This window comes from Rhodococcus sp. DMU2021, from assembly GCF_019641445.1.
Taxonomy (GTDB): Bacteria; Actinomycetota; Actinomycetes; order Mycobacteriales; family Mycobacteriaceae; genus Rhodococcus; species Rhodococcus pyridinivorans.
Genome location: NZ_JAIFKB010000015.1, coordinates 81,281 through 100,872, shown reverse-complemented (window position 1 = coordinate 100,872; position 19,592 = coordinate 81,281). Strand labels below are relative to the sequence as shown.

Genomic DNA, 19,592 nt, shown 5'->3' with positions numbered 1-19,592 from the left:
GAGTGGGCCGCAGGTGGGGGAGCAGACCATCGAACTGCCGACCGTGGAGGACACCGAGGCGTTCGGGCGCAGGCTTGCAGCCGGGCTGCGGGCCGGCGACCTCGTCGTGCTCGACGGGCCGCTCGGCGCGGGAAAGACGGCGCTGACCCGCGGACTCGCCGCCGGCCTCGGGGTGGAGGGACGCGTGACCTCCCCGACCTTCGTCATCGCCCGCGAACACCGTCCCGGTAGTCCGGAGGGACGCGAACCGGTCGGGCTCGTCCACGTCGACGCCTACCGTCTCGGCGACGGACCGAACGCCCTCGACGAACTCGACGCGCTCGACCTCGACACCGACCTGACCGACACCGTCGTGGTGGTCGAATGGGGCGGTGGCTTGGTCGAACAGCTCGCCGAACGGCATCTGAGGGTCCGGCTCCGGCGCGACCCGGGCACCGACGTCCGTCGTGCCTCGTGGGAATGGATCGGCTGAGCCACCGGCAGTCCGCATGCCGGTGGCTTCCGTCACTGCACACCGACCGGGCAGGTCGCGCGGGGTAGGCTGGTACATCGTGCTCGTGCTCGCTGTCGATACCGCCACCCCCGCCGTGACCTCGGGAGTTGTCCGTCTCGACCGCGGTCGGGACGATGCCCGACCCGAGACGGTCGCTGCGCGCGTGCTCGACAATCCGCGAGCGCACGCCGAAGTCCTCACCCCGCAGATCCTCGAATGCCTCGCCGAGGCCGGCGCTGCCCCCACCGATCTCGACGCGATCGTCGTCGGCATCGGACCCGGCCCGTTCACGGGTCTCCGCGTCGGCATGGCCACTGCTGCGGCCTTCGGTGATGCGCTCGGCATCCCCGTGCACGGGGTGTGCAGCCTCGACGCGATCGCCGCGGACGTCCACCGGGAACACGGTACGGACGACGATCTGCTCGTCGTCACCGACGCCCGTCGTCGCGAGATCTACTGGGCACGCTATTCCGGCGGCCGCCGCGTCGAAGGGCCCGAGGTGCGCAAGCCCGCCGACGTGCCCGCCGAGCCGTCGGTGCGGGTGGCGGGCTCGTCGTCGCACGTCGCGCTGTTCGACCTTCCGGCGGTGGACGTGCAGACGCCGTCCCCGGCGGGCCTGGTGACAGTCGCGGCCGACGCCCTGCGCGCGGGCGCCGAACCGGAGCCGCTCGTGCCCCTGTACCTGCGCCGCCCCGACGCGGTGGAGACCGCGAATCGCCGAGCATGAACGCCACACCCGAGGAGAATACGGCCGCAGAGAACGCGGTCGTCATCGACGCACTGCGCCCCGAGGATGCACCCCGCTGCGCCGAACTCGAACAGATCCTGTTCCCCGGCGACGACCCGTGGAGCGCCGACGCCTTCCGTTCGGAGCTGGCCTCGCCCCACAACCGCTACTTCGCGGCCCGCGACCCGCAGGGCCGGCTGATCGGTTACGCGGGACTCGCGCGACTCGGTACGGCCATCGAACCCGAATCCGAGGTGCACACCATCGGTGTGGACCCCGTGGCGCGCCGCCGGGGGATCGGCGGAGCCCTCCTGGGGGAGTTGCTGGCCGTCGCCGACCGCTGGGGAGGGCCGGTCTTCCTCGAGGTGCGCACCGACAACGACGCGGCGATCGCCCTGTACCGGCGCGAGGGCTTCGAGATCGTCGGAACCAGGAAGCGTTACTACCAGCCGAGCGGCGCGGACGCGTACACGATGCGTCGTCCGGATCCGCGAGAGGAGTCACCGGCGTGAGCACCACCAGCCCCCGATTCGAGCTGCCCGAGCGCCCCGTCGTGATGGGCATCGAGAGTTCGTGCGACGAGACCGGTGTCGGCATCGTCCGCTGGGTGGGTGACGGCACCCTCGAGCTGATGGCCGACGCCGTGGCGTCGAGCGTGGACGAGCACGCCCGCTTCGGTGGTGTGGTGCCGGAGATCGCATCCCGCGCCCACCTCGAAGCCATGGTGCCGACGATGCGGCGCGCCCTCGACGAGGCCGGGATCGAGAAGCCGGACGCGGTGTGCGTAACCATCGGGCCGGGTCTCGCGGGAGCACTTCTCGTCGGTGTCGCCGCCGCCAAGGCCTACGCGGCAGCGTGGAACGTGCCGTTCTTCGCGATCAACCACCTCGCGGGCCACGTCGCGGTCGACACCCTCGAGCACGGACCGATGCCGCCCTGCGTGGCGCTGCTCGTCTCCGGTGGTCACACCCACCTGCTGCACGTCGAACATCTCGGCAAACCCATCGTCGAACTCGGCACCACCGTCGACGACGCCGCCGGGGAGGCCTTCGACAAGGTCGCGCGACTGCTGGGGCTCGGTTATCCGGGCGGTCCCGAGGTCGACAGGCTGGCCCGCCAGGGCGACCCCTCCGCGGTCGTCTTTCCGCGGGGTATGACCGGTCCGCGCGACGCGCGTCACGACTTCTCGTTCTCCGGTCTCAAGACCGCGGTGGCCCGCTTCGTCGAAGCGAAGGAACGTGAGGGCGAGCCGGTGCCGGTCGCCGATGTCGCCGCGGGCTTCCAGGAGGCGGTGGCGGACGTGCTCACCATGAAAGCTGTGCGGGCCGCCCAGGATCTCGGTGTCGACACGCTCGTCCTCGGTGGTGGAGCGACCGCCAACAGCCGGTTGCGCGCACTCGCCGAGGAACGGTGCACTGCTGCGGGTATTACCCTGCGCGTGCCGCGGCCGAAGCTGTGCACCGACAACGGCGTCATGATCGCGTCGCTGGGCGCGCATCTCATCGCCGCGGGGGCGCAGCCGTCCTCGCTGGGCGCTGCGACGGATCCGGGCCTGTCGGTGTCGGTGTCGCAGGTCGTGGCCTGACCTTTCCCGACCGACCCCCACCCGAGGAGGGCGCGCTGCCTAGGTGGGGGCGATCTCCGAGGTCCCGGATCCGGTGGTGGTCTCCCCGGTGGTCGTTTCCCCCGTCGTGGTCTGACCGGTGGACGGCACGGTCGTGCCCTCCTCCGTGACGGACGCGATCGTGGAGGACAGGTCGTTCGGATATGCGCCGGTGGACGACGCGGACGGCGTCTCGGTCGGCGAGGTGGTCGACGGGGGTGTCGGGCTCACACCGGTGCTCGGTTCGGTCGTCTCCGGATCGGTGGGCGCAGGGCTCGTCGTCTCCGGCGGTGTGGTCGGCTCGGTTGTGTCGGGAGCCGTCGTGTCGGGAGCCGTGGTGTCCGGAGCGGTCGTGTCCGGAGCCGTGGAGTCCGGAGCCGTGGAGTCGGGATCGGGCCTCGGTGCGGTCTCGGAATCCGGCGACGTGAACGGTCGGTCCGGGTCGGACTCTTCCTCCGCTGTCGACCCGGGGGTCGGCACCTGATCGATCGGCGTGGGCGTCACGGTGGTGCTCGACGACTCGGGCACAGTGGGCCACGGATCTTGGGTCGACGGAACGGTGTGCTCGACGGTCGGCAACGGCCAGGGAACCGTCGTCGGCGCGGGTGCGTCCCGGGTGCTCCGGGACGTCACGGGTTCGGGCGGCGGGTCGTGGGACGGGACGGCCGACTCGCCGGGACCGGCCTCCTGCGTGGGGACGTCGCCGCTCGTGAAACGCGGCGACACCTGGGCGTCGCTGCTGTCGCGTTCGGTGAAGTGCTGGGTGGCGAAGCCGGCCATGATCGCACTGAGCACCAGGAGCCCGGCGACCGCACCGGAGACACGACCCGAGGACCGGTTGCCGGTGCGCGACAGGGCGCCGACCACGGTGTATCCGACCGAGGACGGGGAATCGGCCGACAGTGCCGCACCGATCGCGGCAGCCGCTCCCGGTTCGGGGACGGTGACGATCTCGCCGTCGAATTCCGCCGAGATCGCCGCGGCGAGGACGGGGGACGCGGCCGCGCCCCCGATGAGGGCCATGGTCTCGGGGACCGGATCGGTGCTCGAGCAGATGCGCCGCGTGAACGCCGCCGCTTCGTCGGCGAGATCGGTCGTCAGTTCGTCCAGTTGCGCTCGGGTGAGGGTGACCGTCGCGTCGGGACCGGCCTCGGCGATGTCGATGCGGGTCGTCGTCGCCGAGGAGAGTGCCTCCTGGGCGCCCTGGCACCGGGCCGCCAGCAGGCCGGGGTCGATCTGCCTCCGGGTGCGCATCCGCTCGGTGGCGTTGCGGACATGATCGAGCACACGTGCGGTCAGGGCGTCGCCGCCGACGGTCTCGGTACGTGCGGACCGCAACAGGGTGCCGGTCTCGCGGTCGAGGACGGAGACGGTCGTGCCGGTGGCTCCGATGTCCACGAGCGCGATCGCGCCGGGTTCGCGACGGACCCCCACTGTGTAGAGATACTCGAGGGCGGCGGTGGTCTCCGGAACGAGGCGGACCATGTGGCCCGTCCGCTCGGCGGCCGTGCGGATCTCGTGCGCCTGCTCCTCGGTGCGGTATGCGACCGTGATGATGGCGGGACTGTCGGCTCCGCGGGCGGTTCCGCGAGGAGACGTGAGCGAGACGGCGTCGAAGACGAGATCTCCGAGATCGCGCCCGGGCTGCGACTCGGAGGCGAGTCTGCGGAATTCCGTTGTGGGCGCGTGTGCAGCATCGACGCGCAGGGCCGAGCCGGCGCCGGAGGCGCCGACGGAGATGCCGAGCGACGTGGGCATTGTTCACCTTCCGTGCGTGATCGACGACCAGGCGTCCAGGGCCTACCTCGGCTGAGGTCACCGAACGATCACGCTCATGGGTTTCCGTTATTCAACCGTAACATGACGTCGGGTTCCACGCAGGTCGGCGTGTTTGCACCCGTTGCCCTTGAGCGCTGGCACTCTCGTGTATAGAGTGCTAGTGACACCGAGCGCCGGCCCGGCACCCGCGACGACGGGACGCGTGCGGAGTCACCGTGATGACTGAACACACCCGTGTCCGAGAACACCGGTTCTCGGACCCCATTACCCCTGAAAGTGGAGGGCTCATCGTGGCGAGCGTGAACATCAAGCCGCTCGAGGACAAGATCCTCGTCCAGGCCAACGAGGCCGAGACGACGACTGCCTCCGGCCTGGTCATCCCGGACACGGCGAAGGAGAAGCCCCAGGAGGGCACCGTCGTCGCCGTCGGCCCCGGCCGCTGGGACGAAGATGGCGACAAGCGCATCCCGCTGGACGTCAAGGAAGGCGACGTCGTCATCTACAGCAAGTACGGCGGAACCGAGATCAAGTACGCCGGCGAGGAGTACCTGATCCTGTCTGCGCGCGACGTCCTGGCTGTCGTCGCCAAGTAGGCCGCTTGCATTCCGCCCCGGTGTCCCGTTTCGGACCCGGGGCGGAATACGTTGGGGAACATCCGAGTCCAGGAGTAGTCGCAGAACATGTCCAAGCAAATCGAGTTCAACGAGACCGCGCGGCGGGCTCTCGAGCGCGGTGTCGACCAGCTGGCCGACGCCGTCAAGGTGACGCTCGGCCCGCGTGGCCGGCACGTCGTGCTCGCCAAGGCCTTCGGTGGTCCCACCGTCACGAACGACGGTGTGAGCATCGCCCGTGAGATCGAGCTGGAGGATCCGTTCGAGAACCTCGGCGCCCAGCTCGTCAAGAGTGTCGCGACCAAGACCAACGATGTCGCGGGTGACGGCACCACCACCGCGACCGTTCTCGCCCAGGCGCTCGTCAAGGCCGGCCTGAAGAACGTTGCCGCAGGCGCCAATCCGATCGCGCTCGGTGCCGGTATCGCCCAGGGTGCGGACAAGGTGAGCGAGGCTCTGCTCGCTGCCGCCACTCCCGTCGAGGGCAAGACCGCCATCGCGCAGGTCGCTACCGTGTCCTCGCGCGACGAGGAGATCGGTGAGATGGTCGGCGAGGCGCTGACCCGCGTCGGGAAGAACGGTGTCGTCACCGTCGAGGAATCCTCCACGCTGAGCACCGAACTGGTCGTCACCGAGGGCGTGCAGTTCGACAAGGGCTTCCTGTCACCCTACTTCATCACGGACATCGACGCGCAGGAAGCCGTCCTCGAGGACGCGCTCGTCCTGCTGTACCGCGAGAAGATCAGCTCGCTTCCTGACTTCCTCCCGCTCCTCGAGAAGATCGCAGAGTCCGGCAAGCCGGTCCTGATCATCGCCGAGGACATCGAGGGCGAGCCGCTGTCGACCCTGGTGGTCAACGCGATCCGCAAGACCCTCAAGGCCGTTGCCGTCAAGGCTCCGTACTTCGGTGATCGCCGGAAGGCCTTCCTCGAAGACCTCGCCGTTGTCACCGCGGGTACGGTCATCAACTCCGATCTGGGTCTGTCCCTCAAGGAGGCCGGACTCGACCTGCTCGGCTCGGCCCGCCGCGTCGTCGTCACGAAGGACAGCACCACGATCGTCGACGGTGCCGGTACCGCCGAGGACATCGAGGCGCGCGCCGCTCAGCTGCGTCGTGAGATCGAGGCCACCGAGTCCGACTGGGACCGCGAAAAGCTCGAAGAGCGCCTCGCGAAGCTCGCCGGTGGCGTCGCCGTCATCCGTGTGGGTGCGGCGACCGAAACGGACCTCAAGGAGCGCAAGTTCCGCGTCGAGGACGCAGTCAACGCCGCGAAGGCGGCCATCGAGGAGGGCATCGTCCCCGGTGGCGGGTCGGCTCTCGTACAGGCCGCACGCTCGCTCGAAGAGCTCCAGGCGTCCCTCTCCGGCGACGCCGCCACGGGCGTCGCCGCGCTGCGCACCGCGCTCACCGCGCCGCTGTACTGGATCGCCACGAACGCCGGCATCGACGGTGCGGTGGTCGTGAGCAAGGTCGAGGAGACGGGTAAGGGCTTCAACGCCGCGACCCTCTCCTACGGCGACCTCGTCGCCGAGGGCGTCGTCGACCCGGTGAAGGTGACGCGTTCCGCCGTCGTCAACGCCGCGTCGGTCGCACGCATGGTGCTCACCACCGAGAGCGCCGTCGTCGACAAGCCGGAGGAAGAGGCCGAGGCCGGGCACGGCCACGGTCACGCGCACTGAGCGACCGGTCAGGGCCGCGGACCCGCCGCCCGGCGGGTCCGTAGGTCGAGCCGGACGTGAAAGTCGTTCCGGACGGCACGAATACAGCGAGGCCCCGCAAGGAATGTTCGCATTCCCTGCGGGGCCTTCGTCGTATCGACGCAACTCCTCCAACCGGCCTCCCGGTCGTACCGTCACGGTCGTGTCGACATGATCACGACCGTGACGGTGTTGACATGGTCACGACCGTGACGGTGTTGACATGGTCACGACCGTGACGGTGTCGTCACGGGGCGGGTGACCGCCTCACACAGCGACCTTCCGCCGTCGTTGCCTCGTGTACATCTCCCGCTCGGTCTCCGACATGCCGCCCCAGATGCCGTACGGCTCGGCGACGGCGAGGGCGTGGTCGCGGCAACGGGCCAGCACGGGGCAGGTGCGGCACAGCTCCTTCGCGCGGTTCTCCCGCTGGGCGCGGGCACGACCGCGCTCTCCGTCGGGGTGGAAGAACACCGAGGAGTCCACACCACGACACTTACCGTGCATCTGCCAATCCCAGAGGTCCGCGTTGGGGCCGGGCAGTGTGTGTGGTGCGGGCATGTGGCACTCCTTTGCAGCAAGCTCGCGTGAATCGTGCGAGCGGACCGTGGACACATCGGGATTCCCGCTGTGATCCGAATCAAACAAACTCACCGTAGGATCTGTATCGATTCGTCGTCAATGTTTTCGATGAGTGGGATAGTCCATAACCGAACAGCCAAGATTTAACCGCGGAAATATTTACTTTCGTGAGGAGTCGTGCCTGTGCGCTGCGGGCGGGGGTGATCCGGGGTATCTTATGCTCCCGATGTGGGTAAAAAGCCCCTTACTCCCTGGTAACCCGGCCTTTCGGCGGCTGGATGCGGACTCCGACTCGGCCTCGGAGGTCGGGGCGGCACCATACATGCACCACGCATGTTTTAACTCGATGTTTAACAAAATGTTCGGAAATGTCTTCTGTGCATCCCTGCGTTCCAATCATCGAGACTATTTGCGCTCGCGGTGATAATTTCTCTCCGACAAATGCCCGGCGTCGGCCCGGAGCCCCGCGTATCGTCGGTATCCGCTGGTGCGATGATTCCGCGATGGCACATTCCGACGCCCGCCGGTACACGGCACCGACACCGTCCGACCGCCATGCGATCCTGGTCGCCGCGGCCTTCGGCTCGTCCCCGGGGGCACATCCGCTCCCTGAGGCGCACGGACCCGAACAGAACTGGTTGCGGGCCGTCGCGCTCGGTGGACAGGGACGTTACGCCGCCGCGCGGGCCGAGCTGGCCCGAGTGCGTGGAACCGGAGGAGTGTGGTCGTCGTTCGGAGCGAGCACCGAGGCCTCCCTTCTCCGTCAGTTGGGCGGACATCGCGCGGCCGCCGTCCTGGACGGACGTGCTCTCGCGGAGGCGGGGTCGCTGCGAACCAGCTCCGGGAGCACTATCGCCGCACGGCGCGACGTCGGCACTGTCGCCGCACGGCGCGACGTCGATGTTGTCGCTGCATGGTGTGACGCTGCCACGGGGTTGGCGGCCGATGCGCTCGGGCGGGGCCGTCTCGCGGTGTGCGGGTCGCTGCTCGACCGATGCGCAGCCGCTCTCGACGCTGCCGAATCGGAAGCGGGGGAGAAGGCCTTCGTGCGACAGCGGATCCGTCTCGCATGGGTCGGGGCCGAATCCGCTCTCGCGGCAGGCGACTTCACCCGTGCGCGCAGCCGGGCGGACCGCGCGGTGGAACTTGCGGACGGATTCGGATCGATCCGGCACTCCGTGAAGTCGGACCTCGTTCGGTCGGCCTCTTTGACCGGACTGCCCGACCATGGTCCGGCTATGGATCTGGCCGCCGACGTCCTCGCGCGCGCGGAGGAACACGAACTCATTCCGTTGCAATGGGCCGCGGCGATGCTCCTCGACGGGCTGGGGGCAGGGAGAGATGCGGGTCGCGTCCGTGATCTCGATGCGGGTCGCGTCCGTGACTTCTGCGCGACCGTGATCAAGGGGCGTGGGGGTCGCTTCGTGACCTTGTCTGCCTGCTGAGTTCCATTCGCGCGCGGGGGGTGACCGGACCGGTCGGTCGTTGTAGTTACTCTGGGGGTGTTCCACGGTCAGGTGGAAGCCCGCCCGGGGGGTGGTGCCGTCTGTAACGCCAGGACTTGCGCAATCGATGACTGTTATGGGTGAGGAGTTGGACTCCGCGGTTGCTGCGGCTGCGCAAGGCGACCGGGCGGCTCTCGCTCAGGTTCTTGCAAGTGTCCGGCCCCTCGTCGTGCGGTACTGCCGCGCACGGGTCGGATCTGCAGAGCGCGGCCAGCTCTCTGCAGACGACGTTGCACAGGAGGTGTGCCTGGCCGTGATGACCGCTTTGCCGAGATATCAGGACCAAGGCCGCCCCTTCATGGCGTTCGTGTACGGGATCGCTGCTCACAAGGTCGCCGACGCGCACCGCAGTGCGGCGCGCAACCGCGCGGAACCCGTGGCGGATGTGCCGGAGGTGATGTCGCTCGACGACAGCCCCGAGGAATACGCGATCAACTCCGAGGCGGGCCGGCAGATGAAGCAGCTGCTGGGCATCCTCCCGGAGAAGCAGCGCGAGATCCTCATCCTCCGTCTCGTCATGGGATTGTCGGCCGAGGAGACGGCCGCAGCAGTGGGTAGTACTGCAGGAGCGATCAGGGTGGCCCAGCACCGGGCCATCGCGAGACTCAAGAAGGAAGTCACGAGAGCAGGTGAGCGGAATGGGTAGGGGGCGTTTCTCGGGCGACGGCTTCGACGACGAGTTTCCCGACGACGAAACCTCCGTGGACCTCGCCGCCGTGCGTCGTGACGACGCGCTGATCGATGCGATCTCCGGTAACGGGCTCGTCGAGACGAAGGACAACGAGGAGTACGAACTCGCCACTCTGCTCGCCGACTGGCGTGCAGAGATCCTCGCCGAACCGATGCCCGCCGGCCCCGACCTCGACGAAGTGGTCGCCGCCGTCCACCGGGAACTGGGAACACGGGAAACGCTCGCTCGGGCCCCGGAGGTCACCCCTCTGCGCCCGCGATCGAAGGGGCAACTCCGGTTGCTCCGTCCGCTCGCAGGTGCAGCAGCGCTCGTCGCTATCGCCGTCGGCAGCGCGACCGCCGTGTCCTACGGCGCCGAGCCCGGCGACCCGTTGTGGGGCGTCAAGCAGGTCGTGTTCAGTGAGCAGGCGCAATCCACCGAGGCCCGGATCGACACCACATCGACCCTGGAGCGTGCCGAACAACTCATCGCCGAGGGCAACACGGAGGAAGCACGCGAGTTGCTGACGTCCGCGGAGTCCCGTTCGGGCGACGTCCGGGACGCGGAGGAGCGCGATGCGCTCGGCGACTGGGTGCAACGCCTCGCCGAGGAACTCGGCCGGTTGGTGCCGCAGGTGCCTCCGCCGCCGGCAGCGCCGGTGGCACCCGAGGTGCCGGTGGTTCCCGGTGCCGTCGTGCCCCCGCCGGTCACGACGCCCGGCACGGATGGGCAGCAGCCTGCCCCGACGACCGGTGCGGAAACCGGCACGACCGTGCCGCCCACTTCCACGACGGTGGATCCGACCATCCTGCAAGCGCCGCCTCCGGTTTCGAACACCACGACGCCGTCGCAGACCGCGCCACCGCCCCCGTCGAGCACGCCGGGTCCGTCGGTGCCCAGCGAGGCTCCTCCGTCGACCTCGGCTTCTTCCCCGACTCCCGCTCCGACGACGACGGCATCGTCGCCGCGGTCGACGCAGGACGGACCGGGAGCAGATTTCGCTCCGGGGTCCGTGACCACTTCGGAAGGCGGCTAGAAGTACAGAACGACCCGGGCCCGGCAGCATGTGCTGTCGGGCCCGGGTCGTTCGTGGAAGTGACGTGATGCGTGGTCCGCGTGGGGAACAGTCGGTCAGGAATCCAGACCGTAGGGGTCGACGGGAAGAGCCTCGTTCATGGACGCGTCCGCGTAGCCGCGGCAGTAGTCCCAGGTGACGTAGGCGTCGGGGGACGGATCGAAGGCGGGCTCGTGCGGTCTGACGGTGCCGTCGACGAGCAGCTGCAGCAGGTTCGCCCGCAGCATGTCCCAGTCGTGGTAGTGGTCCTGGTGGCAGTCCTCGCAGCACACCACGAGTCCGCGGACGCCGCGGGGAGCCAACAGCGCCTCGTAGACGGCCAGGTCTGCGAGGTCCTCTTCCACCGCGAGCCGCTCCGCAGGATCCAGGGGCTGGCCCGGCTCGATCGCGTCCAGTGCTGCGGACGGATCGTCGGGGTCTCCTGCGAACGGGTCCGGTGGGAGTCCGGGAGGCAACTGATCACGCACGACTCCACGGTACGCAGACCGAGGGGGTCTGCGCCAGCGGTCGCCAGGGGACACGCCGTGAAATCACACGGGGTGATGTGACGAACATCGGGGAACAGGGTGGGAGCCGAGCTTGTTCCCCGAACAGATAACATGAAGGGGTGCGTGCCGCTCTCCAACCGCCCGTCGGTGCGACGAGCGCGCACAGCCTTCATTCATTCCTGCTGTCGGACGGTTCTGCCGTCCGCTCCCATCGACTGTCACGGAGGGTCCGAACCGCATGAGTAGTACCGGAGGGCGCGTGCACACCGGCGGTGACGACCCGAACAAGGTCGCAATGCTGGGTCTGACCTTCGACGACGTGCTGCTGCTTCCCGCGGCTTCCGACGTCGTCCCGAGTCAGGTCGACACGTCGAGTCAGCTCACCCGCGAGATCCGCCTGCGGATCCCGCTGGTCAGCTCCGCGATGGACACCGTCACCGAGTCCCGCATGGCCATCGCGATGGCCCGGGCCGGTGGTATGGGCGTGCTGCACCGCAACATGCCCACCGAGGTGCAGGCCGCGCAGGTCGAGACCGTCAAGCGGTCGGAGGCCGGCATGGTCACCGATCCCGTCACCTGCAAGCCGACCGACACGCTGGCCGAGGTCGACGCGAAGTGCGCGCGATTCCGCATCTCGGGTCTGCCGGTCACCGACGACGAGGGTCAGCTCGTCGGCATCATCACCAACCGCGACATGCGCTTCGAGGTCGACCAGAACCGCCCGGTCGCCGAGGTCATGACAAAGGCTCCGCTGGTCACGGCCCGCGAAGGCGTCACCGCTGAGGCCGCCCTCGGTCTCCTGCGTCGCCACAAGATCGAGAAGCTGCCGATCGTCGACGGTCAGGGCAAGCTCACCGGCCTGATCACCGTCAAGGACTTCGTCAAGACCGAGCAGCACCCCAACGCCACGAAGGACCGCGACGGCCGTCTGCTCGTCGGTGCCGCCGTGGGCGTCGGCGACGACTCCTGGACCCGCGCCATGACGCTGGTCGATGCCGGAGCCGACGTTCTCGTCGTCGACAGCGCCCACGGCCACTCGGCCAACGTGCTGTCGATGATCTCGAAGCTCAAGAGCGAGGTCGGCGACCGCGTGCAGATCATCGGCGGCAACGTCGCGACCCGCGAGGGCACCGAGGCGCTCATCAACGCCGGCGTCGACGCGGTCAAGGTCGGTATCGGCCCCGGCTCGATCTGCACCACGCGTGTCGTCGCGGGTGTCGGCGCGCCGCAGATCACGGCGATCCTCGAGGCGTCCACGGTGGCGCGCGCCCACGGCGTGCCGGTCATCGCCGACGGCGGTATGCAGTTCTCCGGCGACGTCGCCAAGGCTCTGGCAGCCGGTGCGTCCACCGCGATGCTCGGTTCGCTGCTCGCCGGCACCACGGAGTCCCCGGGTGAGCTGATCCTGGTGAACGGCAAGCAGTTCAAGAGCTACCGCGGCATGGGCTCGCTGGGCGCGATGCAGAGCCGCGGCGAGGCCAAGTCGTACTCGAAGGACCGCTACTTCCAGGACGACGTGCTCTCCGAGGACAAGCTCGTGCCCGAGGGCATCGAGGGACGCGTGCCGTTCCGCGGCCCGCTGCAGCAGGTCACGCACCAGCTCATCGGTGGCCTGCGCGCAGCGATGGGTTACGCCGGCGCGACGACGATCGAGCAACTGCAGGAGGCGCAGTTCGTGCAGATCACCGCCGCCGGCCTCAAGGAGAGCCACCCGCACGACATCACGATCACTGCCGAGGCACCGAACTACGTGGTCCGGTAGTTTTCGCGTTCGCAGCAGGGTCCCGTTCCGAATAGGACGGGAGCATCGTCCAAGAGGAGAAAGGGGCGCGCGTGCGCGACCTCGTTGAAATCGGCATGGGTCGCACGGCCCGACGTACGTACGAGCTGGGCGACGTCGACATCGTCCCGTCGCGCCGGACGCGGTCGTCGAAGGAGGTGTCGACGGCCTGGCAGATCGACGCCTACCGTTTCGACATCCCGGTGCTGGCGCACCCCACCGACGCGCTGGTGTCGCCCACCTTCGCGATCGAGCTGGGCAAGGCCGGCGGTCTCGGTGTCATCAACGGCGAGGGCCTGTGGGGTCGTCATGCCGATGTCGACGCCGTCGTCACCCGTCTCGCGGAGATCGCGAGCACGGATCCGCGCGCAGCCGTCCGTTACCTGCAGGAACTGCACATGGCTCCGCTGCAGGGCGATCTGCTGGCCGCGGCCGTCGCGCAGGTGCGGGATGCCGGGGTGACCACCGCGGTCCGCGTCAGCCCGCAGAATGCGCGCGCCCTCACGCCCGAGCTCGTGAAGGCGGGCATCGATCTCCTCGTCGTCCAGGGCACCATCATCTCGGCCGAGCATGTGGCCCACGGTGAGGACGAGCCGCTGAACCTCAAGACGTTCATCTCGGAGCTCGACGTGCCGGTCATCGCCGGTGGTGTCAGCGACCACCGCACCGCGCTGCATCTGATGCGCACGGGTGCGGCCGGTGTCATCGTCGGCTTCGGCTCCACGAAGCAGGCGACCACCACGTCCTCCTCGCTCGGTATCGGCATCCCGATGGCCACGGCCATCGCCGACGCCGCTGCGGCCCGGCGCGACTACCTCGACGAGACCGGGGGCCGTTACGTCCACGTGCTCGCCGACGGCGACATCGAGAACGCCGGCGACCTCGCGAAGGCGATCGCGTGCGGCGCCGACGCGGTGGTGCTCGGCGCGCCCCTGGCTCTCGCCGAGGAGGCCGCGGGTAAGGGCTGGTACTGGCCGTCCGTGGCCGGGCATCCGTCGATGCCGCGCGGCGCTGCGGTCCGGGTCGCCGAGGACGGGCGACCGGGCCTCGGTCGGGTGCTGTTCGGCCCGTCCGATGACCCCTCCGGTTCGCTCAATCTTGTGGGCGGCCTGCGTCGATCGATGGCGAAGGCCGGATACTCCGATCTGAAGGAATTCCAGAAGGTCGGTCTGTCGGTCCGCGGATAAGGATCTTCCCGGTACATCCCGATGGCCGGTCACAGCGTCGCAGGACGCGGTGACCGGCCATCGATTTTTCTCACACTTCGTTTTCGTGCAACTCCACGTAACGGGTAGAGTTGGGACTGTGCCTGTAGTCACACCGCCGAAGTGCATACTTGCCGGTAACAACTCTCGCCGCTGGAGGTTCCATGGGTAAGCAACGGGTCACGGACTACGACGTCCTGATCATCGGATCGGGTTTCGGTGGGAGCGTCACGGCGTTGCGCCTCGTGGAGAAGGGCTACAAGGTCGGCGTGCTCGAGGCCGGTCGCCGCTACGCCGACGCCGACTTCGCGAAGACCAGCTGGGACCTGCGCCGCTTCCTCTGGGCGCCCAAGCTCGGCTGCTTCGGCATTCAGCGCGTGCACCTGCTGCGCGACTGCCTGATCCTCGCCGGTGCCGGCGTGGGCGGCGGGTCGCTGAACTACGCGAACACCCTGTACAAGCCTCCGGCGCCGTTCTTCGAGGACCGCCAGTGGGCGCACATCACCGACTGGCAGGACGAACTGAGCCCGTACTACGACCAGGCGAAGCGGATGCTCGGCGTGGTGCAGTACGGCCGGATGACCGACGCCGACAAGGTGATCAAGTCGGTGGCCGACGACATGGGCGTCGGCGAGACCTTCATCCAGACGCCCGTGGGCGTGTTCTTCGGCGAACCCGGCCGCACGGTCGCCGATCCCTACTTCGGTGGCGTGGGTCCCGACCGCACCGGCTGCATCGAGTGCGGTGAGTGCATGACGGGATGCCGCCACGGTGCCAAGAACACCCTCGTGAAGAACTATCTGGGTCTCGCCGAGCGGGCGGGAGCCGAGATCGTCCCGCTGACCACCGTCACCGATCTCCGTCAGGCCGCCGACGGCACCTGGGACGTGATCACCGAACGCACCGGCGCGTGGGTCCGCAAGCGGCGGCGCACCTACACGGCCGCGCACGTCGTCCTTGCCGCCGGAACGTGGGGTACGCAGCACCTGCTGCACCACCTCAAGGACACCGGTGCGCTGCCCGAACTGTCCGACAAGGTCGGCGAACTGACCCGCACCAACTCCGAATCGATCGTCGGCGCCGGGAAGATGCGGATCGATCCCGATCTGAAGCTCACCGAGGGCGTCGCGATCACGTCGTCGTTCCACCCCACCCCCGACACGCACATCGAACCCGTGCGGTACGGCAAGGGATCGAACGCGATGGGCTTGCTGCAGACCCTCATGACCGACGGCGACGGACGCACCCCGCGCTGGGTGAAGTTCCTCGGGCAGGTCGTGCGGAACCCCGTGAAGATGCTGCGGATGCTCTCGGTGCACCGGTGGAGCGAGCGCACCATCATCGCGCTGGTGATGCAGAACCTCGACAACTCCATTACCACCTACACGACCAAGGGTGTGTTCGGCCGCCGCAAGGTCACGAGCAAACAGGGCCACGGGCAGCCGAATCCCACCTGGATCCCGGCCGGCAACGAGGCCACGCGCCGCATCGCCGAGAAGATCGACGGTGTCGCGGGCGGCACGTGGGGTGAGATCTTCAACATTCCGCTCACCGCACACTTCCTCGGTGGCGCCGTGATCGGATCCGATCGCGACCACGGGGTCATCGATCCGTACCACCGCGTCCACGGCTACCCGACGCTGAGCGTCGTCGACGGCGCCGCGGTCTCCGCGAACCTCGGTGTGAACCCCTCGCTCACCATCGCGGCGCAGGCCGAACGCGCTGCGTCGTTGTGGCCCAACAAGGGTGAGGACGACCAGCGTCCCGAGCAGGGACAGCCCTACCGTCGTATCGCGCCGATCGAACCGAAGAACCCCGTGGTGCCCGTCGACGCACCCGGTGCGTTGCGACTGCCGGTCGTCGAGGTCAAGCACAGCGGCGTCGCGTAGCGACCCGGAAGTGATCGGATGAGCGGCCGCGTCGGGAACACCCGGCGCGGCCGCTTAGACTGTTCGGGTGTCGTCGCAAAGCCAGCAGTCCAGACCGGTCGTCGTCGTCGATTTCGGAGCTCAGTACGCGCAGCTGATCGCGCGGCGCGTTCGTGAGGCCAACGTCTACTCGGAGGTCGTGCCCCACACGGCCGGTGTCGAGGAGATCGCGGCGAAGAACCCGCGCGCGGTGGTGCTGTCCGGTGGCCCCGCCAGCGTGTACGAGGAGGGCGCACCGCGTCTCGATCCCACGCTGTTCGATCTCGACGTCCCCGTCTTCGGCATCTGCTACGGCTTCCAGGCGATGGCGCAGGCGCTCGGCGGCACGGTCGCGCACACCGGCTCGCGCGAGTACGGCCGCACCGAGCTGTCGGTCTCCGGAGGTGTGCTGCACGACGGTCTGCCCGAGACGCAGCCCGTCTGGATGAGCCACGGCGACGGCGTCACCGAGGCCCCCGAGGGCTTCGAGGTCACGGCGACCAGCGCCGGTGCCCCGGTCGCGGCGTTCGAGGACCGCGCCCGTCGCCTCGCCGGTGTCCAGTACCACCCCGAGGTGCTGCACTCGCCCCACGGCCAGCAGGTGCTGAGCCGGTTCCTGCACGACATCGCCGGAATCCCGGGCGACTGGACTGCAGCGAACATCGCCGACGCGCTCGTCGAGCAGGTCCGCGAGCAGATCGGCGACGGTCGTGCCATCTGCGGCCTGTCCGGCGGCGTCGACTCCGCCGTGGCGGCCGCGCTTGTGCAGCGCGCCATCGGCGACCGCCTGACCTGTGTGTTCGTCGACCACGGCCTCATGCGCGAGGGTGAACGGCAGCAGGTCGAGAAGGACTTCGTCGCCGCGACGGGTGCCCGTCTGGTCACCGTCGACGCGTCCGAGACCTTCCTGCGCGAGCTCGCCGGCGTCACCGACCCCGAGACCAAGCGCAAGATCATCGGCCGCGAGTTCATCCGTTCCTTCGAGGGCGCGGTCTCCGAGGTGCTCGGAGAGGGTGCCGACAAGGGCGAGACCGTGAAGTTCCTCGTGCAGGGCACCCTGTACCCGGACGTCGTGGAGTCCGGCGGCGGTTCCGGCACCGCGAACATCAAGAGCCACCACAACGTCGGTGGACTTCCCGAGGACCTCGAGTTCGAGCTCGTCGAGCCGCTGCGTCTGCTGTTCAAGGACGAGGTGCGCGCGGTCGGACGTCAGCTCGGTCTGCCCGAGGAGATCGTCGGCCGCCAGCCGTTCCCCGGCCCCGGCCTCGGCATCCGCATCATCGGTGAGGTCACCCGCGAACGCCTCGAGATCCTGCGCCGCGCCGACTCGATCGCCCGCGAGGAACTCACCTCCGCCGGCCTCGACGGACAGATCTGGCAGTGCCCGGTCGTGCTGCTCGCCGACGTCCGCAGCGTGGGCGTGCAGGGCGACGGCCGCACCTACGGACACCCGATCGTGCTGCGTCCGGTCTCCAGCGAGGACGCGATGACCGCCGACTGGACGCGCCTGCCCTACGAGACCCTCGAGCGGATCTCCACTCGTATCACCAACGAGGTGGCGGAGGTCAACCGAGTGGTGCTCGACGTGACGAGCAAGCCCCCGGGAACGATCGAGTGGGAGTGATTTCCGCTCGCCGTAAGCGGTGAGACGACGTCCCCCGGACCGGTCAGGTCCGGGGGACGTCGCGTAGGTGGGGGTGGTTATCTCCGGCGGTTGGGGAGGAAGACCAGCACCGCTCCGATCAGCAGGGCCGCGCCCACCAGGACCCATCCGAGGTCGACGGCGGCGAGGAACTCGACGGAGAACGGCCCGATCATGGCCCATCCGCTCACGACCAGCGCTGCCAGTGCGGCGAGCAGGAGCAGGAGCGACGGTCCCTTGCGGGTGCGCTCGGTCCGATCCTCGGTGTGTGTTCCGGTTTCGTGATCAGCCACGACGCACCTCCAGAGATCCGAATTCCATGTTCGCGTTCAGGTCCAGGACCGGCCCGTCGTCGACTCCGTCGGCACCACCGTCGATGCCGGGGGCGGGGCATCCCCTGATCTCACCGGGACCGACCGTGCAGTCGGCGCGGACGTCCAGGTTCTCCGGCAACAGCACCTCGACGCTGCCGAACCGGCCGTCGACCTGCACCGTGCGGTCCTCGGTGAGTTCGAGTCCCCGCAGATCGAGGGTCATCGCCCCGAACTGGAAGCTGTATTCGGACTCGAGCTGATCGGTACTGGTCGGAGCCCAGGTCCGGTCGCCCCAGTTGGAGGTGTCGACCGGGCCGGCGATCGAGGCGAGGACGACGAATCCGAGGAGGGGGCCGGTGACGACGAGCAGTCCGTGCCCGCGGTGCAGGAACGCGCCGATCAGCAGGCCCAGACCGATGACTGCGAGGGCCACGGCACCTACGCGGGCCGGGGTCACCCAGGCCAGGTCGGCGGCGGCACCGAGGGCGCCGGTCACGGCAGCGGCGATGACGGCCAGACCGAGGACCGTGGTGGTCAGGCGCGAACGGCGGTTCGTGACGACCGCAGGTTGGTGTGTCGGTGTGGGTTCGGGCAGGTCCCACGCGAACGGGGCGACCCCGAGGGGATCCCATGCCGGCGGTGACGGCCGTCGGGGCGAGAGCGCGTCGGCACCCGGAAGCGGAGCGTCGGTGTCCTTGCGTAGGTCGGGCATCGGGGACGTCTTCCTCTCCGTGGTGTCCGCGGTGTCGGTTGCGCCGGTGGTGTTCACGGCCTCCGTCGCGTCGGTGGTCTGCGAAGGCGTGGCCGTCTCTGTGCCGCTCGTCTCCGAGCGGGTTGTTTCACCGGCCGGTGTCTCCGTGGCCGCCGGGCCCGCGTGCATGTTCCATGCACCGGTGTGTGCGCTCCACGGGGAGTGGTACGGGTTCGTCACCGGAGGCTGAGGAAAGGCCGGTTGGTTCGAGAAGGACGATCCGTCCGTTGCAGGCAACAGGGGCGGCTCGGGACGCCGCTGGTAGAGCAGCCACCATCCGCCGAGCATGAGCAGTGTTCCGATGAACCCGGAACCACCCGAGCCCGCGCCCACCGGTCCGATGGCCCCTGCCGCGATGGCCAGGGCCACGAGGAGTACGACGACCTTGGTGGTCGAGTCCGAGCTCGCACCCCGCCCGACGAGCGATTCGAGCGAGGAGACCTGGTCGCCGTGACGGGGGAACATCAGCCAGGCGGCCAGATAGAGGACGAGACCGCCACCGCCGAACAGCGCCGACGCGACGAAGACGACACGGATCAGCACGGGATCGACGCCGTAGCGCACTCCGATACCCGAGCACACACCCGCGATGTGCCCCTCCTTCGGCAGACGCACGGGGCGGGTCCGCCACATGTCCGCCACCTGGTCCTGAAAGCTCCTCGTGTCCATGGCACCCATCCTGCTGGGCTTCCGCGCGCGGCACATCAGGGACCAACCCTGATTTCCGAGGGCCCGATCGGAACCCGGACATCAGGGTTCGTC

Annotated in this window: 18 protein-coding genes; 13 read left to right on the top strand and 5 right to left on the bottom strand. The window is 68.8% G+C overall.

Annotation, left to right across the window (positions count from 1 at the left end; genetic code table 11):
- Window positions 1-13 precede the first annotated feature (13 nt).
- The 4 genes from tsaE to tsaD all read left to right on the top strand — a co-directional run bounded on the left by tsaE (window position 14) and on the right by tsaD (window position 2,805).
- Entirely contained in the window at window positions 14-472 is a 459-nt protein-coding gene (tsaE, locus tag K3M35_RS19185) for a tRNA (adenosine(37)-N6)-threonylcarbamoyltransferase complex ATPase subunit type 1 TsaE (RefSeq protein ID WP_220666879.1), read from the top strand.
- Window positions 473-551: 79 nt separating this feature from the next.
- Complete coding sequence (tsaB, locus tag K3M35_RS19180) at window positions 552-1,220, top strand: tRNA (adenosine(37)-N6)-threonylcarbamoyltransferase complex dimerization subunit type 1 TsaB (RefSeq protein WP_006550066.1); 669 nt, start codon at window positions 552-554, stop codon at window positions 1,218-1,220.
- The gene (rimI, locus tag K3M35_RS19175; RefSeq protein ID WP_006550067.1) at window positions 1,217-1,732 is read left to right on the top strand and encodes a ribosomal protein S18-alanine N-acetyltransferase; all 516 of its coding nucleotides are present in this window, start codon (window positions 1,217-1,219) and stop codon (window positions 1,730-1,732) included. The genes tsaB and rimI overlap by 4 nt, the downstream gene beginning before the upstream one ends.
- A gap of 44 nt (window positions 1,733-1,776) precedes the next feature.
- Window positions 1,777-2,805, top strand: a complete 1,029-nt coding sequence (gene tsaD, locus K3M35_RS19170) for a tRNA (adenosine(37)-N6)-threonylcarbamoyltransferase complex transferase subunit TsaD (RefSeq protein ID WP_033097166.1) — start codon at window positions 1,777-1,779, stop codon at window positions 2,803-2,805.
- Window positions 2,806-2,844: 39 nt separating this feature from the next.
- Here the strand turns inward: tsaD and K3M35_RS19165 are convergent, their stop codons facing one another.
- Entirely contained in the window at window positions 2,845-4,581 is a 1,737-nt protein-coding gene (locus K3M35_RS19165) for an Hsp70 family protein (protein WP_220666878.1), read from the bottom strand.
- Window positions 4,582-4,892: 311 nt separating this feature from the next.
- Here K3M35_RS19165 and groES point away from each other — a divergent pair, with 311 nt between their 5' ends.
- On the top strand, window positions 4,893-5,195 hold the full coding sequence (gene groES, locus K3M35_RS19160) for a co-chaperone GroES (RefSeq protein WP_006550071.1): 303 nt from the start codon (window positions 4,893-4,895) through the stop codon (window positions 5,193-5,195).
- A gap of 87 nt (window positions 5,196-5,282) precedes the next feature.
- Window positions 5,283-6,893, top strand: coding sequence for a chaperonin GroEL (gene groL, locus K3M35_RS19155; protein ID WP_006550072.1), 1,611 nt, complete (start codon window positions 5,283-5,285; stop codon window positions 6,891-6,893).
- A gap of 285 nt (window positions 6,894-7,178) precedes the next feature.
- Here the strand turns inward: groL and K3M35_RS19150 are convergent, their stop codons facing one another.
- Window positions 7,179-7,472, bottom strand: a complete 294-nt coding sequence (locus K3M35_RS19150; protein WP_006550073.1) for a WhiB family transcriptional regulator — start codon at window positions 7,470-7,472, stop codon at window positions 7,179-7,181.
- A 524-nt stretch (window positions 7,473-7,996) separates the two neighbouring features.
- Between K3M35_RS19150 and K3M35_RS19145 the strand changes: the two genes are divergently transcribed.
- The 3 genes from K3M35_RS19145 to K3M35_RS19135 all read left to right on the top strand — a co-directional run bounded on the left by K3M35_RS19145 (window position 7,997) and on the right by K3M35_RS19135 (window position 10,704).
- Entirely contained in the window at window positions 7,997-8,938 is a 942-nt protein-coding gene (locus K3M35_RS19145) for a hypothetical protein (protein ID WP_220666877.1), read from the top strand.
- A 127-nt stretch (window positions 8,939-9,065) separates the two neighbouring features.
- Window positions 9,066-9,644 (top strand): sigma-70 family RNA polymerase sigma factor, encoded by a 579-nt coding sequence (locus K3M35_RS19140; protein ID WP_019288580.1) that lies wholly within the window; start codon window positions 9,066-9,068, stop codon window positions 9,642-9,644.
- On the top strand, window positions 9,637-10,704 hold the full coding sequence (locus K3M35_RS19135; RefSeq protein WP_033097049.1) for an anti-sigma-D factor RsdA: 1,068 nt from the start codon (window positions 9,637-9,639) through the stop codon (window positions 10,702-10,704). Before K3M35_RS19140 ends, K3M35_RS19135 begins: the two co-directional genes overlap by 8 nt.
- A 95-nt stretch (window positions 10,705-10,799) precedes the next feature.
- Here K3M35_RS19135 and K3M35_RS19130 read toward each other — a convergent pair whose 3' ends face one another.
- A complete protein-coding gene (locus K3M35_RS19130) occupies window positions 10,800-11,210 on the bottom strand; it encodes a DUF5319 domain-containing protein (RefSeq protein WP_006550077.1) in 411 nt (136 codons plus the stop codon).
- Between the two features lie 259 nt (window positions 11,211-11,469).
- Here K3M35_RS19130 and guaB point away from each other — a divergent pair, with 259 nt between their 5' ends.
- The 4 genes from guaB to guaA all read left to right on the top strand — a co-directional run bounded on the left by guaB (window position 11,470) and on the right by guaA (window position 17,747).
- Window positions 11,470-12,993: an IMP dehydrogenase gene (gene guaB / locus K3M35_RS19125; RefSeq protein WP_033097050.1), complete on the top strand. Its 1,524-nt coding sequence runs from the start codon at window positions 11,470-11,472 to the stop codon at window positions 12,991-12,993.
- Between the two features lie 71 nt (window positions 12,994-13,064).
- Window positions 13,065-14,198 carry a GuaB3 family IMP dehydrogenase-related protein gene (locus K3M35_RS19120; RefSeq protein ID WP_006550079.1) on the top strand — a complete coding sequence of 378 codons (1,134 nt, stop codon included), beginning with the start codon at window positions 13,065-13,067 and terminating at the stop codon, window positions 14,196-14,198.
- Window positions 14,199-14,380: 182 nt separating this feature from the next.
- Window positions 14,381-16,105 (top strand): GMC oxidoreductase, encoded by a 1,725-nt coding sequence (locus tag K3M35_RS19115; protein ID WP_019288577.1) that lies wholly within the window; start codon window positions 14,381-14,383, stop codon window positions 16,103-16,105.
- Window positions 16,106-16,172: 67 nt separating this feature from the next.
- Window positions 16,173-17,747 carry a glutamine-hydrolyzing GMP synthase gene (guaA, locus tag K3M35_RS19110; protein WP_024101587.1) on the top strand — a complete coding sequence of 525 codons (1,575 nt, stop codon included), beginning with the start codon at window positions 16,173-16,175 and terminating at the stop codon, window positions 17,745-17,747.
- A 77-nt stretch (window positions 17,748-17,824) separates the two neighbouring features.
- On the opposite strand, the gene K3M35_RS19105 is transcribed toward guaA, so the two are convergent.
- Entirely contained in the window at window positions 17,825-18,058 is a 234-nt protein-coding gene (locus tag K3M35_RS19105; protein WP_006550082.1) for a hypothetical protein, read from the bottom strand.
- Window positions 18,051-19,499 (bottom strand): PspC domain-containing protein, encoded by a 1,449-nt coding sequence (locus K3M35_RS19100; protein ID WP_220666876.1) that lies wholly within the window; start codon window positions 19,497-19,499, stop codon window positions 18,051-18,053. Before K3M35_RS19100 ends, K3M35_RS19105 begins: the two co-directional genes overlap by 8 nt.
- Window positions 19,500-19,592: the final 93 nt, after the last annotated feature.